11 protein-coding genes are annotated in these 15,786 nt (G+C 50.5%); all 11 read right to left on the reverse strand.

Annotated elements, in window-relative coordinates; all coding sequences use genetic code 11:
- Positions 1 to 412: 412 nt before the first annotated feature.
- Positions 413 to 1,675, reverse strand: a complete 1,263-nt coding sequence (locus ABVS03_RS05535) for a Coenzyme F420 hydrogenase/dehydrogenase, beta subunit C-terminal domain (RefSeq protein WP_368018357.1) — start codon at positions 1,673 to 1,675, stop codon at positions 413 to 415.
- Complete coding sequence (locus tag ABVS03_RS05540) at positions 1,665 to 3,098, reverse strand: lipopolysaccharide biosynthesis protein (protein WP_368018359.1); 1,434 nt, start codon at positions 3,096 to 3,098, stop codon at positions 1,665 to 1,667. Before ABVS03_RS05540 ends, ABVS03_RS05535 begins: the two co-directional genes overlap by 11 nt.
- Entirely contained in the window at positions 3,098 to 4,186 is a 1,089-nt protein-coding gene (locus ABVS03_RS05545) for a polysaccharide pyruvyl transferase family protein (protein ID WP_368018360.1), read from the reverse strand. The genes ABVS03_RS05540 and ABVS03_RS05545 overlap by 1 nt, the downstream gene beginning before the upstream one ends.
- A gap of 13 nt (positions 4,187 to 4,199) precedes the next feature.
- Positions 4,200 to 5,213 carry a glycosyltransferase family 2 protein gene (locus ABVS03_RS05550; RefSeq protein WP_368018361.1) on the reverse strand — a complete coding sequence of 338 codons (1,014 nt, stop codon included), beginning with the start codon at positions 5,211 to 5,213 and terminating at the stop codon, positions 4,200 to 4,202.
- Positions 5,214 to 5,247: 34 nt separating this feature from the next.
- Positions 5,248 to 6,483 carry an O-antigen ligase family protein gene (locus ABVS03_RS05555; RefSeq protein ID WP_368018362.1) on the reverse strand — a complete coding sequence of 412 codons (1,236 nt, stop codon included), beginning with the start codon at positions 6,481 to 6,483 and terminating at the stop codon, positions 5,248 to 5,250.
- Positions 6,483 to 7,445: a glycosyltransferase family 2 protein gene (locus ABVS03_RS05560; RefSeq protein ID WP_368018363.1), complete on the reverse strand. Its 963-nt coding sequence runs from the start codon at positions 7,443 to 7,445 to the stop codon at positions 6,483 to 6,485. Before ABVS03_RS05560 ends, ABVS03_RS05555 begins: the two co-directional genes overlap by 1 nt.
- Positions 7,446 to 8,462 (reverse strand): glycosyltransferase family 2 protein, encoded by a 1,017-nt coding sequence (locus ABVS03_RS05565; RefSeq protein ID WP_368018364.1) that lies wholly within the window; start codon positions 8,460 to 8,462, stop codon positions 7,446 to 7,448. It abuts the gene before it with no gap.
- Positions 8,463 to 8,792: 330 nt separating this feature from the next.
- Positions 8,793 to 10,013, reverse strand: a complete 1,221-nt coding sequence (locus ABVS03_RS05570) for a radical SAM/SPASM domain-containing protein (protein ID WP_368018365.1) — start codon at positions 10,011 to 10,013, stop codon at positions 8,793 to 8,795.
- Positions 10,014 to 11,156, reverse strand: a complete 1,143-nt coding sequence (locus ABVS03_RS05575) for a glycosyltransferase family 4 protein (protein WP_368018366.1) — start codon at positions 11,154 to 11,156, stop codon at positions 10,014 to 10,016.
- 308 nt (positions 11,157 to 11,464) lie between these two features.
- Positions 11,465 to 12,226, reverse strand: a complete 762-nt coding sequence (locus ABVS03_RS05580) for a sugar transferase (protein WP_368018367.1) — start codon at positions 12,224 to 12,226, stop codon at positions 11,465 to 11,467.
- 552 nt (positions 12,227 to 12,778) lie between these two features.
- Positions 12,779 to 15,760 carry a glycoside hydrolase family 3 N-terminal domain-containing protein gene (locus ABVS03_RS05585; RefSeq protein WP_368018368.1) on the reverse strand — a complete coding sequence of 994 codons (2,982 nt, stop codon included), beginning with the start codon at positions 15,758 to 15,760 and terminating at the stop codon, positions 12,779 to 12,781.
- Positions 15,761 to 15,786 lie beyond the last annotated feature (26 nt).

The following is a 15,786-nucleotide window of genomic DNA, read 5'->3' on the forward strand; positions in this document are numbered from 1 at the left end:
CGCGAAGCATCTGTGCTTCATAACCTGATGGCTCCTTAATCGAGAAAATCACTTTGGCAGCATTTATTTGCCTGCCCTCAACGCTCTAACTGCGGCACAGAAATTTGGTTCCCGCAGAAATGATATCTGCTACCTTACCGGCACAGAGATGGCATTATGGCCCCCTTCCGCAATTGTTATAACTATAAGCTTAATGGAAGTTTTGCTAAATCGAATTTGGCAAATAGTGTGTGAATGGTTTAATACGAAAAACAGCTATGCAGAAGTGCCTGAAAAATGAGTTGCTTAGGATACTACGCTTGTATCTTGTGTAACTTGAAGCTCCATGTATACACACGCTGATTAATCAGCGTACCTTGACAGCGCTACGAAATTTGCCCTATTAAATCCATGGGTGCATTGACCCGCAGCCTTAGTGTGTACCGTTCCTTTTCAATGAATTCTTACTGTGCTTGACCACAGGAACAAGAAGAACTCGATATATCAATTTCTTAGTTTTTTCTTTTGCATTATCTGGTATACCATGGTGCCATCGCCACCACTTTTCGACTTTGCTCCAACCGCCATCACGATAAGCTTTTAGGCAGCTTTTTCTATCCGATGGCAATGTACTTGGATGGCGTAGCTGATCATTACCTGATGCGATGTCATTGAAACTGACTTCCCTCAGATTAAGCCTAGCGCCGAATTTTTCCAAGGCCTCGCGCCCGTGAGCGTTATTCACGAGCAGACAAGAGATTCCACGCTTCATATTGAAGTGAACCTCATCATTCATCACTTCAGGCCGAGTCTTCTGAATACCCCAGAAGTCACCGAGCGTGAGATCTCCAGCGCGAAATCCGCTCGCATAGGGACAAACATAGCAGCTATCCCGCAATGTCTCCAAGCCTAAGAACATAGCGTAGTATGCGGAACGGTCAGCTGGAATCAGTTCTTCTGAGCCACCCTGTAGCTGCAGAAGCAGCAGGGAATGTCCCCAACCGTTATTTTTGCATCGGAAGCGAACATCCACTATTTTTTGTCTCAGCTGATACTCTTCGCTCTCCACCCAGTCGCGGAACATCTGCTCGCTAGGCACTCCATGGCACACAAGATCAGCCGTGTAGAGATTGGGCCATAGCCCTCCCTTCCCCAGAAAAGCCCTAAGCCCAGCAACTTGGCAGGGCGTCCCACAGAACAGAACAGTCTTTCCTTCAATAAGCTCCTGTTTCACCCTTGGGAAGCAGGGCCCAGCCGCGCTCTGCACGTATTTAGAATTTTGGAGGGCTGCAAGGCGATTCTCATCAGTCGCCTCGATATGGCTAACATGTAGGCCATCATCCGTCAGATGATATGCAGCCCCAAAAACAGTTCCTCCTTGAGCAATTATCTCGCGTGCCAAAGAGACGAAGACTCCTGCAGAAGCCGACTGAGATACATCGCCATTGCCGGAAGCGGCATACCAAGGTCCTTCAGTCTGCTGACCAACATGCTGATGGAGACCGCATGCCCTCGTACAGGCCCTGCAACCGACACAGCTCTCCTGATGAATCACTGGAAACATGAAGCCGTTCTCGTCTGAAACCATCTCTATGGCATCCATAGGGCAGATAGCTGCGCAAGACTGACAGCCACAGCAATCATTCTTCCCCGAGAACAGCGTGGGGACACTTCCACCCTTCTCGCTATCGACCATTTTTATGCCAATCCATTTTCTCCCTGACTACCGCCATGAATTTAACGACAACAGCGCGATTTGCAACGGTGAAAAAAGAGCAAGCTATGGCCAGGCAGCCCAGTAGGGCTGCGAGATTGCCTGTATATACATTTATATAGTAGAGGGTAAAAACCGCCATACAACAGAGTGCTGTAAGTACCTGCTCTCGCGCGTCTTCGATGAGGGTGGCATATTTGGCAACTTTAAGCCTGCGATATTCATTCACAACGAAAGTCGAGGCAACTGTGGCAATTGAAGCTCCATAAAGCCCCAGGGGCGGGATTAAAGCGAAACACAGAGCCACACAAATTGCCGCCGATAGCATGGTAGTCGTCCCCATGATTCCCGTATCCTTATATGCGGTGAATATGCCGCCGTAGAATCCGCTCATATTGCTATAGAAGGTTGCAAGGAGAAGTATCGGCACATAGAGCAGACCGTCCCTGTAATCGCCTTTCACCAAAACACCGTAGACGAAAGGCATCAAGGCAGTCATGCCCAAGACAACGCCCATCATGAAGCGACGCAAGGCTCTGTAGACAGCATTGTAAAAAGAATTGTTGTCCTCGTTCGAACCCAGAATACGAGCTGAGCTCTCTTTCCAAGACTGATAGAAGAAGCCATACACCTGATCCATTACATTAGGGAATTTGTAGGCTACCGCATAGACGCCAGCGGCGTCTGCGCCAATGGTATTCATGATAATCAGACGGTCGAGCATATTCATGATGGTCCATGAGACCTTATTAGGAATGAGCGGCACCGAGTATCGAACGAGCTCCCGCACTTCGTTCTTATCCAGTGCAGAGAGATCAACATAGCGCCACAGGCGCTTCCATATCAAGAACACAAGAGCCGATCCGAACTGCGCGATGGATGTAGCCGACAGCATGCCCGTAACTCCCCACCTGAACACCGCGATAAAGACCACGTTCAGGACAATGGTGATAGCACTAGCCGCAAAATTCATAAGGGCATAGCCAACCGTATCGCCAAAACCCCTAAGAAAGGCAGAGGCCATCTGCAGGAAACTGGCAGACAGGACCAGCACCACTATCCAGCCCATATTTGCAGGATGGACGAGAAGCCATACTATCCCTGCTCCAAGTGCGAAAATCACACACCCCACCAGCAATACGGCACAGGAAGATGTCACGACTCTTGCTCTCTGTTCTACCGTATCGCAATCAATTAGAAATCGGAAAAGTGCCTCGTCCATAAGTATCGACATGATAGGCACGCAGAAGAGCGCAATTGTTTGTAGGTAATCCACCATGCCATACTCTGCAGTGGAGAGAACGGTGGTATACAACGGCAGAAGCAGAAAGGATACGAGCTTCGTCGCCAGACCGCCGATTGCGATAATGCCAGTGTTTTTAACCAGTCTCTTGCTTTCCCCCACTAAGCAAGCGCCCCCTTTAGAAAGTCCCAAGACCTTTCCCGCATGCCAATCACACTCTTATCAGACTCGCTCCAATCAACAATAGTCAGAGGGCGAATATCGGTTTTCGTTGAAAGGCATTGATCAATGCCTAAGTCTTTAAGAAAGCCTCGTACGCGAGATGAGCTCAAGTCACTTGCAAAAGTCCTAAAAGGCGTATGGAATATAACCGAGAAGAGCGTTGCGTGAAAAGAGTTCGTGAGCACTCCAGTTGCATTCTTGATGAGCCAGAGGAATTCTTCTGGTCCTATCCCGAAAAGATTCTCCGAATTTGCGATATCCAGCGCTTCTTCGGAAACGTAAAACACCTTCACGCCCAATAACTCGGCCACGCGCGCGGCGCTCTCAACGAGTTCAGGGCAGCTTCTCAACATATATACGAATAAGTATGGTTCTTCCATCTTCTGCCGAGCCCCTTGGAGCAGCGGCTCATATGAGGTTGCATCAAGAAGCAGCGTAGGATCTGCGCATATTTCAATACGCTTATTCACAAGCGGCTGGAACAGGTTAACTGTCTCCTGTTCTCTAACCGAAATCGCATAAAACGGCGCAAGAAGCCGGGAAAGCTCCTCCTTATCAAAATACTCAGGCCGAAAAGATGTGTGAGCAAGACTGGGAGCGTATGCAACCCTCCTCCCATCTCCCGCAAATGACAGAAAGAAGGGCTTTACAATGCCCCGTGTTGCGTCGAGATTCCAAATTTGGTCGCTCCCGCAAACAAAGCAGTCAAATTGACTTGGCAACTCATTTAAGGCAGCCTCATCTTTGAACGAATACCTTCTTGAGGTCATAGTGAAATGCTCCCGCCAGAAGGATTCAAAACTATTCTTCCGCTCTAGATACGGCACCAATTTCTTCATTGTCTTATACATGATGCGCGGGTGCTCAGGACGAAACAAACGGTACTGCTCAAAATCCCAAGAACGATAGTCAATTATCTTAGATTGATGACCCAAACGTTCAATAGCTGTTTGCAGAGCATAAGCCTGTAGTGCCGATCCAAAATTATACGAGGCATGGAAAGTTATGATACCTACTCTCACTTTCATACCGCCTTATCATTCATGTATTTGAACCCTCTTGTATTGGGTTCGCATCACCAATAACTGTCGATCCAAGTCTTCTCGTCTTTGAGAGCTTTCCTTTGATGATATACGAGACTCTGTATAGGAATGGGAAATGCTTGCATAATAAATATCGCATGCGCAAATTACCTCGGAGATGATCGTGTAAGTAATCGAAAGCAAGCAATCTATTCCTGAGCAGTTCGAAGGATTCACCGAATCTGCCCTGCTTGCAGAGAAGCGCTAGAACTCCAAGCGTATGTGTTACAAAAAACTCGTATGCGGGACAGCATCGCGATTGCCTAAGCTCCGCCTTGAGAATATGCAGCTGTACTTCATTAGCGTCTACATATTTAGACACACCCAGCGAATTTACTGCAGAATCCGCCCTGGAAATAAAATATGCATACAGCGGCTTATCAATTATTGCTATTTTTCCCTTAACGTTGCAGCATACGCGATAAAGGAAGTCTCGATCCTCGAGCAGGCTGAGGCTGCTATCAAATCTCTCGTCTCGAATAATATTTCTGTTCAGCACATGTGCATAAAGATACAGCAGGTCGCCTGAAACAAGAGGTCCATTCTTAGCATAGTCCGCTTTTGTGGGAGCAGGGATAATACCCAACGCCCTTTCGTCAGAGTCTTCCTCCATCACGGGAAAAACGATCATATCTGGCATGGATACAGCTATAGTTTTAAGAACGATCTCAAGCGCATGCGGAAGCAAACGATCGTCACTGTCACAGAACCAGATATATTCGCCAGATGCAAGCGCCAGCCCACGATTTCGAGCAGAAGACACTCCAGCGTTAGCCTGGTGGGCAACCTTCACATTTTTGTACTTTTTTCCGTAAGCGTCGCAGAGCTCTGATGAACCATCAGCCGACCCGTCATCCACCAGCACTATCTCGTAAGAGCTTCCGTCCTGCAAGAGAATGCTCTTTATGCACCTGTCGAGATACATTTGCGTGTTATATACAGGTATTACTATAGATAATAGTACTTCAGACATCAGCGCATCTTCTCCTGGTGGCAAGCCTTAATCGTTACCTGGCAGTCAACGGCCTCGGAACCATAGACAGCAGCACTGGTATCAAGAAATAATTCATAGGGTTCCCGTTCAAAATCATATCTTCAAACAAGCCTATAAACAGATACGTCACCATAGCAGCAAGCACAAACACATGCTCACGTCCATCTGTATATTGGAGGGCGCTTCTGAAAAGAACGAAGAGGGCCGCCATAATGATTAGGATGCCAATAACTCCTGTAGCAACAAGATAATAAATATATCCATTATCAAGCCACAGGGTGTGATAAGGAGTAAGTCCTTCTCCATAGGCGGTATTGGAAACATATCCAAGCCCTATCAGAACTCTTCCGCTATTGAACAGCGAGGGTACAGCATACTCGAAGAGCCAAATACGGTTCGACTGGTTGATTGCGGTTTGCAGGTTAGTTGAATCAATCGAACTAAGTACGTTGTAGAGCAGCGTTAAAGCGATAAACAGCACCGCAATACGACGCGAAGCTTTTCCCCCATTCGCGTTGAGCGAAAAGCTGCCTATCATCCAAGAACCTAGCAATAGAACAAGTCCAATGATTGAACTCCTCGAAGCGCTGCACAAGAGCATAATCACGGCAACTGTTAGAAGCACGTAGTCTAAGCATCTTACGAAAACCCCTCTGTGTATTTCGGCGGTAGTCAACCGATAGAGGTACATCATAAAAAGAGCAACACACATGCCGCCAAGCGTATTCGCATGTCCAAAGCCAAAAACGCTTCTAGTCCTTCCTTCAGCATCGAAGACAGCACCAACGCCGCTGAGATTTATATCTGCTGGATGGAGCAACATCTGCAAAAGAAGAACAGCACCTAAAACATAGAAACACATCGAAGCAAGGTGCAGAGGAATGCTGCGGCTTCTCACAAACCAAGCAGTAAATATAATAATTAGAAGAAATAGTCCATTTGTTTGGGCCAGGCTCAAATTGGAAGGCATGGCTGGATTTACTAATACAAAACAAAATAAGAATAGATGTAAGACCATGAGTACGACAAACAGGCTGAAAGCCGTAGGCTGATAATGCCCGTATTTGAGCTCCATCAGCCATAAGAGACTAACGAATCCCAAATAAACAAGCTGGATGAAGATCGTTATATTGGATGATTCAATGACCTGAGAAATCACGAGAACCCTGCTGGCGTACATTATGACGAACAGGGCTGAAAAGACTGCAAGCGTAAGTTTTTCACTCTTGGCGAGGCTGATTTCCTTCATCATTTGCCTTTCAATGCAAAGCTGGCAAGCGAATAGAGTCTATGTGATAGAACAGCCCTTCTGAAAACATCTTTCCAACCAACAGTAGACGCATCTATTACATCCTGAATCCTCTCGATGCTGCCAAGCGCACGTGCGATCTTGAGCTTATTAAAACCTTGCCTCCTAAGGCGGGCTGCGTAGTTTGCAATGACTCGCCTCATGGAGGAGAGTGCCAGGTTTCTACCTTGATCGCCCAGCCGACATGTAGAGCAGAAATCCAGCAAGCCCTGCAGCATAAGCTCGTATTCTCGAACGTCCTGAAGGCAAGCTTCGCTTTCCGTTCTGCTGCCATCGTTCTCCACATAGACATACATCGCATCGGGAATATAGGCAGCGCTACTTGCGACCGCAAGAAAACGCAAATTGAATATCAAGTCCTCCCCCAAGCTTTGGCCTAGAGGAAACCTCACCTCTTTGCACAATGCCCTCTTGTAGAGTTTCGTACAAGGAGAATTGCTCTCGCAGGTAAGTGCTAAGAGCCTAGCGGATTCTAAATCGTTCGGTATGACAGGCGGCTTCACGATATGGCGAATACCAGACCGTTCGCGTACATAGTCGAAAAAGATAATGTCGCTATCACTTCGTATCATCGAAGCGCATATGCGAACAAAATCACTGGTTACATAGTCATCGGAATCCACGAAGGAAAGGTAAGTTCCAGCCGCAATGTCAATTCCTGCATTGCGGGCAGCACTGACCCCTACATTTTCTTGGTGAACTACATGTATAAGAGAGGGGTACCTCTGTCTTAAGGCATCGCAGAGAGCTCCTGAGCCGTCTCGCGATCCATCATCCACCAAGATGATCTCGTATTGCCCTGTGAATTCTTCATCAATGAGAGAATTCACGCATCGCTCAAGGGTACTTTTCGCCTCGTAGACAGGGACTATTATGCTAATTGCGGGGGCCAAGTAGCTCACCTAACCTTTGATCTTTACAGCAAGCTTTGCTGCTCCAAGGGCCAGAGAAAAAAAGCCCGACCTTATTAGTCCGAGATAGAGAGCCGCCGCTTTGGGCAAACGCGAGCAGTCGATATCATCAGCAGAGCGATTTGCCTCGATTTCTCGCTTGATATGCTTGCAGCCAGAGCGGAAGCCAGAACCTGCCCTTGCTTCATGAAAGATTGCCATGAAGAGCCAGTATGCCTTGAATGCATTGAGTTCATCATCCAGCCAAGCTTCCTTACCTCCAAGGCGCGCAACGAGGTAGTCTACAAGGAGACGGTTATTACGAAAACGTCCTGCATCATAGCTACTCGTAATTGATTTAGCATTCTCTTGATAGTAGTTGTAGAGCACGTCATCAAGAATGCAGAGGGAGTTCGAGTAATAAAGGCACTCAAAGATATAAGCATTGTCCTCGCCCATCCGAATACGCTCATCTGTGCAGTAGTGACTCAATAGGATGGAACGCTTATAAATCTTGTTCCAAGCAGCTGGATTGAATATACCCCTGCAAAAAGGCTGTCGTTTGTCCCAAATCATATAGGGGAGAACCTCGCTGAGCATTCGCTCCCGATTGTAGAAACCAGGTTCGGCATAGCAAGGAATTTTCTCTTCATGATCTACAAAGACTTTTTTAGCATTGAATATCACAGCATCTGGCGCATAAGGAACAATCGCTTTAGTCCAGATGGCTTCAAGCGCACCATCGACAAGCCAATCATCGGAGTCAACAGGGACTATGTATTCTCCTCTTGCTACGGCAAGGCCCGCATTGCGAGCGCTGCAAAGTCCGCCATTTGTCTTATGTACAACTTTGACGCGTGAGTCTTGAGATGCATAGGCGTCGCACATCTCTGGACAGCCATCGGGGGAACCATCATCCACAAGGATAAGCTCGTAGTCGCGATAGCTCTGTCCCAGGATACTTTGGATACACCGATCAAGGTATTTCTCAACGTTGTATATAGGCACAATGACGCTAAACGTAGGCATATGACGTATCCCATCTAAGATCTGAGACAGAAATAAAGTGGATGAAGCCACACATAAATGATAGGTATTGTGCAGAAGAGCGGGCCTCGACAGTTGCGATATCATGTCATGGATTCGAGTTCTCAAGTGAGAATCCAGCAGTCGTTGAAACAGAAGTCAACGTTCCGCATTGGCTGGGGATATGGCCGACCAAGCTATGCCACGTTTCTCTCTAGCATCAATGCCTCGCAGTGCCACACCTTAGCAAGAGCCCGTTCAGTCCAACGTTGCTTGACCTACCTTAATAAAACGGGCAGTTGTCCAAATGCCTATGGCGAAAGCCATGGCCAATCACCAATCTTCTTTGCCTCCCTGGCCTTCTGGCAATGACTGCTGAGCCTTTGCTTGTCTTACAGCTTCCTCAGCGTGCGCAAGAACTTCGCTTGTCTCAAACACATGCGCTTCGGCTTTGCTTGCTTCAGAGAGGCCATCGTTTACAACGGCAAACATATCGCAGGTAGAAAGCTTGTCTAGCTCTTCCTTGGTGACCTTTCCATCCTCATAGTCACGCACGATCTTGAGCTCATGCATGTCATACTTCTTGCCAGGACGCAGCTTATGGGCAAGCACCCATGCTGCTGGCTTCCAGATGTACTTGTGCATGGCAGGAGAAACGCTGCCTATCATCCAGCAGTTCCTATCGCAATTGCGTACAATGTTGCGCACCTTTTCTGCCTGCTCGGAGTTCCAGAGCTCATCCCAGCTCTGCTTGTTGAGGTTGCCCATGACCTCCTTGTCCTTTGTGCCATTACAGGGCATCACATCCCCATAGGGGTCGATGAAGAAGGTATCGAAAGCCATATCACAAGGAAGCAAACGAGGCTGTCCATAGATGTAATTGATGAGGCCATGGTTGAAGTAGGCACGGAACCACTTCTTAGGCTCGTTGCTCTTCAGGAGCTCATTGATCAGGTCTTCGAAGTTCTGCGCAACCATCGGACGGTCATGGATGATGTTCTTGGCTTCAACGAAGTAGAAGCTGTTATGCAGGCTTGCCGTAGCAAACTCCATATGCAGCTCGTTGGCCAGATGGTAGAGCGGCACAAGATCCGGGGCGTTCTTGTCCTGTACCGTCACGCCAAAGCCCACATCGGGATGTCCCATCTCGACAAGCTTCTTGAGCGTTGAGTAGCCACGGTTGAAGCCATCGGGCAGGCCACGTATCTCGTTATTGGTCTGCTCGAGACCCTCAATAGATACGCGGATGCCTACCTTGGGGAACTCCTCGGCAAGCTTGATGATGCGGTCTGTGAAGTAGCCATTCGTAGAGATGACGATGCGGTCGCTTTTCTTGTAGAGTTCACGCACGATATCAGGAAGATCCTCACGGATGAAAGGCTCTCCTCCCGTGATGTTCGTGAAATACATCCTGGGGAGCTTCTTGATCGTATCGAGAGATATCTCCTCATCCGGACGGCTTGGCGCCTTATAGCGATTGCACATCGTGCAGCGAGCATTACAGCGATAGGTGACTATTATTGTTCCATTTAGCTTCTTTTCTGACTTTGCCATCTAGTACCTTTCACGCATGCCGGAGTATATTCCTAGAGTTTGTTGAGCGACGATATCCCAATCGTAACTTCTTGTTACGTGTTCTCTTGCAGCTTTGCCAAGTAGCTTCACTCGTTCTGGTGCTTCCAATATGTTCTCGAGTACCGTTTCCAGTGCATCAGCGTTGCCCTTTTCAAACGTCAGCCCATTCCCAGCAAGCACATCGGCACACTCGGGGATATCGGACGTTACGCAACATCTTCCGTATGCCATGGCTTCCAGAAGGCTCATGGGCATGCCTTCAACATCCGAAGGCAAGACGTAGCAATAGGCATTAGAGTAGAGCTCCGCCAGAGTATTGCCAGTCACGAAGCCCGTAAACAGAATTCTCTTGTCGCCCTCTGCCATATCCCGCAACTGTTTCTCGTACTCCGAGGTATCAGAGGCACCGCCAGCAATCACGAGCCGTTTGTCTGTATCAAGCCTCTTGAAAGCCTCAATCAACAGCTCTGGTCTCTTTTCCGGAACAAGTCTTCCCAGGAAGAGGATGTAGGAGTTCTTCTTCAAACCCCAACGTTTCTCAATCTCGTCTGCTGGTCGATATTCCTTAGGATTCATACCGTTGGGGATAAAAACAGTACTTCGATTGTAAGTCTGTTCGAAGTAATCCTGCGCCGAATGCGAGAGCACGATAATCTCATCCGCGCTCTCGGCAGCAGCCTTCTCCCCATGCTTGATATAGGCAGACCCAAGCCTTCCCCACTTGGCACGCTGCCAGTCAAGCCCATGGATGGTTGCGGCGGTACGAATTCCTGCCCTGCGCGCCATAGGAAGACACACGCACGGCCCCTCAGCATGGAAGTGAATAACATCGGGCTTGTCTGCAATTGCTGCCTTAGTTGCATAGTATGAAGCGCTCGCAGCGGCGAGTCCCTTTTTATCGATGGTCTTAACTGGCACGACACGGACGCCATCTATAATGCGTTCACGAGTCTCGGTCGCATCACCAGTCATAACATCGGAACCCGATCGATCATAGCAGGTAACCTCGTGGCCGAGAGCAGCCATCCTCTTGGCCAGCTCAGTGACAACAACCTCGACTCCACCTTCTCGAGAGCCAAAGCGCTTATGTCCAATCATCGCAATACGCAAGCCGATTCCCAACTGTCCTTATTGTCGAACATACCAAAACGGGTCGCTGTCTTAGCTTCCCTCCACCGTGAGAACACACCCTGCGGCCTGAATCACAATCCTGAAATCCTACCAAGCATTGCACTGGTTAATATAGATCAGGACCAGGCCAGCCCCTCGTCGTAACCTATCACATCACGCTTCATTCTTGTCTGCATGTAGCACGTAATGCCCGGCTTAACGAGAAGACTCTCGTACTGAAGCAATGTGCTGTCCATATTGCTGGAAATCAACTTCGATTCAGCAGCTTCTGCACCATATCGCACACTCCTCAAATGTTTTCAGTTCCCCTGAGCAGTCAGCACAACACCTACCGTCTGAATGATGAGCTTCAGATCGGTCAGCACGCTGCACTTCTTGATGTACAGAAGATCGAGACCGACCCACTCATCGAAGCTGATGTTATCGCGGTTCCTGCGTGTCTGCCAGAAGCAGGTGATGCCCGGCTTCACCAGAAGGCGTTCCTTCTGATAGGGCGTGTACTGGCGCACCTCGCGGGGAAGTGCCGGACGCGGTCCCACGATGGACATATCGCCCTTCAGGACATTGACGAACTGCGGCAGCTCGTCGATGCTGGTCTTGCGGATGAAATGGCCCACGTGCGTGATGCGTGGGTCATCTTTTATCTTGAAGACAGGACCATCCTTCTCATTCAGATCCTGCAGGTCTTTCAGACGCTCTTCCGCATCTACATACATGGAGCGGAACTTGTACATCTTGAAGGTTTTGCCATCCTTGCTGACACGTTCCTGATTGAAGAACACCGGCCCTTCGCTGTCATGTTTGATCGCAATGGCTGTAGCGACATAGACCCATGACAGAAGAACAAGCACCAGGAGGCTGAACATGATATCGAACAGGCGCTTTGCAACACGGTAGCCATACCGCGAGACAAGCCGCTGGGCTGCCTGCACTGCTTCCTGGTCCAGGACCGTGTGGTCCTGCGTCTGCGAAGCGTCTGCACCCCACAGCTTCTGAGACGCACGCTGCGTCTTTTCCTGTGGCATCCTGGTGCTAGCCGCTGCCATATCCTGTGAACCCATGTCGACGAGCACCCCTCCCCCGACTTTTTCCGGGTTGCACTTATCACGCCGACACGTCAGATTTTCAGTAAGCTGCATTGCCAGACGCAAGAAAGCTGATTTATGCCAATTGCTAAAGAGAATCCCCTTGAAGTCTACGATGCTTTCTGCATCCTTTCAACATGCTGATTGATCTAGGAGTCCGAATTCAAGCTTTCTTATTCATGCCATTTTCACGTATCGTCACGGACAATTGGAGCTGGAATTTTCTCTTTTGATGCAACTGATGCATGATGTCAGGTTTCTGTAATTTGTTCTTATAAAAGCACTATGACTACAAGCCACACGTTTGCTGCAAGACTTCTGTCAGTTTGCTGAAATGGCATGCCAAGGGAGATTTGCGTTTGCTTTACTTGCATGGCAGAAAAGTGCCTTGCATGAAGGACCAAGTTATATACATCTTAAAGAATTCCTGGTCTGTCGACACGCTGTGCAGACCTGATGAAGGGCTCTCCATAATCGAAGGATGCATGCCCTGCTTTTCACAGAGCATGCATCCTTTTCTCTCCTCCCTCACTCAGAGGGCGTTTCAATCATGCTTTCCTGCCCTTGGTGCTTCCTCTTCCACTTTCGCCATCCCCCTGCAACCGCTCCGGTAAGGATCGCGGCATCGAGCAGCCCCAGTCCGATGGAGAGGATGGGCATGCCGGCATGCTTGATCGGACGCACGAATGCCTTGGCTGCCGTCTCGTTGTACTGGAGATTCTGTGCCCGCGCATTGAGCCAGACATAGAGCACGTCTTTCGCAGCGCGCCTCAGATCCTGCTGGAAGGTTGCAGATGCAGTCTCGTACACAAAGGCGCCGTCGCGCATGATGCCGTCCATATAGAGGTCTCCGCCAGCCCTGAGCATCTGGTCGGCATTCATGTACGTGTGGTGGTCGGCGTAGTCGGTGATGACAGCACCTTTGAAGCCCCACTCATTCCTGAGGACGCCCGTGAGGAGTGCTTCGGATCCTCCTGCCCAGACGGCACCAATCCTGTTGTACGAGCTCATCATGCCCGTCGCGCCGCCCTCTTCCACGAGGATGCGGAACGGCTCGAGATAGAGCTCGCGCAGCGTCTGTTCCGTCATCCACTCGTAGAGGCCGTCCCTCATCGTGTCCTGATCGTTGCAGATCAGGTGCTTCACGAAGCAGTAGGTGCCCGTATTCTTGATGCCTCTGACCTCTGCTGCCGCCATCTTTCCTGTCAGCACAGGATCTTCGGAGAGATACTCGTAGTTCCTGCCGCCGAAGGCGGAGCGGTGGAGGTTTGCGGAAGGCGCGTATATGCCATCGACCCCGATATAGGCAGCTTCTGCTCCCAGCGCCTCGCCGATCCGGCCAGCAAGCTCCGTGTTCCAGGTCTGTGCAAGCACCGTGCCGTTGCTGAAGCCGGTACCATACTTGAGCTGGTTGAAGGAGCCTACCTGCGAAGGGCCATCCACTTCCTTGGTCTGCGGCTTTCCGATGCTTGCGACATCAGCCGTATTGGAATACCCATGGAGCACAAGGTCTTCCTGCTCGGCCTGGCTCATCTGGTTCAGGAGCGACTCCCATTGGGGGTTGCCGTAGTCGAGACCTAGGGCATAGCCAAGCTCTGTCAAGGACCCATCATCCCCCAGCGCCTTCGTGCCTGAGGCGCCATACTTCACAGCTGCATCCGTACTCTCGATGGCAGCATCTGCATCCTGGGCATGGTAGAGGTTCTTCTCTATCACCTTCGTTGTCATGCTCCTGTTTGCCGTCTTCTTGGGATAGGTGGCCGTGAAGCTTGCGCGGTCAAGCCAGGTCAGGGGGTATCCCGCATTGCTCCCATCGATCGAGACGCCGTCTTCTGCAGAATCTCCCGTGAAGCGGTTCTCTACCGTGGCGCCGGTCGCGGCATCGGTCGTGAGCTCTGCCGTCCTTGGCAGCTCGACCGAGATCGTGGAGCCTTCCGTCTCATCCGGCGTATGGGCATCATGCCTGAGCGAGATCGTGTAGGTGCCGGCATCGAGCTCGTATCCTTTGAAGCCATCCTTGTTTGCGTCATAGCAGTCATACGATGCCATGTCCCGCGCAGCGAACGTGAGCGTCACATCGGTGCTCTCCCCAGGAACCAGGAGCTTCGTCTTTGCGAAGGCGCCAAGCTCCACAGAGGACTTCTGCATGCCGCCTGTATAGTAGGGAGCCGTGTAGTAGAGCTCCACGACATCCTTGCCGGCATTCTGGCCCGTGTTCGTGACGCGAACGGTCACGGATATCTGGCTGTCCTCGGAGATCGTATCGCCGTCCTCTATCGAGGAGTCCACGACCTCCCAGCTGAAGTTCGTATAGGAGAGGCCATAGCCGAAGGGATACTGCACGACGCCGTCGTATCCCTTGCCATACTCGTTGTCTACATCGTCCCAGAAGCCTTCCTCGTCTGCCGTCTCGTACCAGCGGTAGCCGACATAGATGCCTTCCTGATAGTCATAGTAGGACACCCCCTCATAGGCAGAGATCGTGCCGACGTTGCCATTGAGCGTGCCATCTGCTGGATAGGAGCCCTTGGAGTTCGTGTAGGTGCCGATGCCCCAGGTGCCGCTGTTCGGATAGCTTGCAGCAGTCGAAAGGTCGTAGGCATAGGTATCGCTTGTCCTGCCTGAAGGGTTAACGTCACCCCAGAGGAGCTTGGGGATTGCCTTCGTACCGACAGAGCCCGTGCAGCCCACCAAGAGACATGCATCCACACCGGGGATGGACTCGATGGGGCCAAGCTCCATCGCGTTCGTGGAGTTCACGAGCACGACCACCTTGTCATAGTTCGCACCCACATACGTCAGAAGGTCGAGCTCCTGCGTCGAGAGCTCGAGATAGCTCCTGGTGTCGTCTGTCGTGACATAGCCGGTATTCGAGACCTTCGGCTGCGTGCCCGGGCAGTCGATGGACTCTCCTGCCACACGGGAGATGACGACGATGGCGGCATCGGAGTAGCTCTTCGCATTGTCGAGCATGCTCTTCGTATACCAGGCACGGTTCTGGATGGAGGGCTCCACGAGCTGGCAAAAGTCATCCGCAAACGAGTTCAGCGAGCCATTGCCAGAGCGCGGACGGGCGCTCGAATAGCGCTTGTACATGTCCGTGAGCTCTTCATTGTAGGAGATGCCGTAATCGACAAGGGCATCGAGGAGGCCTGTCGTCTTTCCGGCCACCTGTCCAGAGCCAGATCCTGAAGCCACCCACTGGGTGGAGCTCCAGCCGAAGACATTGACCTTGTCCACATCCTTGGAAAACGGCAGGACATTGTCTTTGTTCTGGAGGAGCACCGCTCCTTCTGCTTCCTCTTCCTCGGCCAGCTTCTCGTCCTGTGCCATGCGGGCATTGTAGTCGGTGGTGCTCACATCCACATAATCGGTGCTGACCCAGGAGTTCAGGGTCTTGCCGAACTTGGCCACCGCCACATTGGCAGCGACCGTGACGCCGATGAGCAGGACCATCCCCACTCCACGGACTATCTTCTTCGTGCGGGGTGCGAGCTTGGGTATAGGCATTTCTCTCCAGCCTGGGCAGCATGCGC

Origin of the sequence: Olsenella sp. AGMB03486, from assembly GCF_040884255.1 — a bacterium.
Taxonomy (GTDB): Bacteria; Actinomycetota; Coriobacteriia; order Coriobacteriales; family Atopobiaceae; genus Olsenella_L; species Olsenella_L kribbiana.

What these genes read in the sequence shown, in the direction of transcription:
- ABVS03_RS05535 (WP_368018357.1), bottom strand. Translation starts at nt 1,675, where the DNA reads ATGGTCGATAGCGAGAAGGGTGGAAGTGTCCCCACGCTGTTCTCGGGG.
- ABVS03_RS05585 (WP_368018368.1), bottom strand. Translation starts at nt 15,760, where the DNA reads ATGCCTATACCCAAGCTCGCACCCCGCACGAAGAAGATAGTCCGTGGA.
- ABVS03_RS05545 (WP_368018360.1), bottom strand. Translation starts at nt 4,186, where the DNA reads ATGAAAGTGAGAGTAGGTATCATAACTTTCCATGCCTCGTATAATTTT.
- ABVS03_RS05550 (WP_368018361.1), bottom strand. Translation starts at nt 5,213, where the DNA reads ATGTCTGAAGTACTATTATCTATAGTAATACCTGTATATAACACGCAA.
- ABVS03_RS05565 (WP_368018364.1), bottom strand. Translation starts at nt 8,462, where the DNA reads ATGCCTACGTTTAGCGTCATTGTGCCTATATACAACGTTGAGAAATAC.
- ABVS03_RS05580 (WP_368018367.1), bottom strand. Translation starts at nt 12,226, where the DNA reads ATGGGTTCACAGGATATGGCAGCGGCTAGCACCAGGATGCCACAGGAA.
- ABVS03_RS05555 (WP_368018362.1), bottom strand. Translation starts at nt 6,483, where the DNA reads ATGAAGGAAATCAGCCTCGCCAAGAGTGAAAAACTTACGCTTGCAGTC.
- ABVS03_RS05570 (WP_368018365.1), bottom strand. Translation starts at nt 10,013, where the DNA reads ATGGCAAAGTCAGAAAAGAAGCTAAATGGAACAATAATAGTCACCTAT.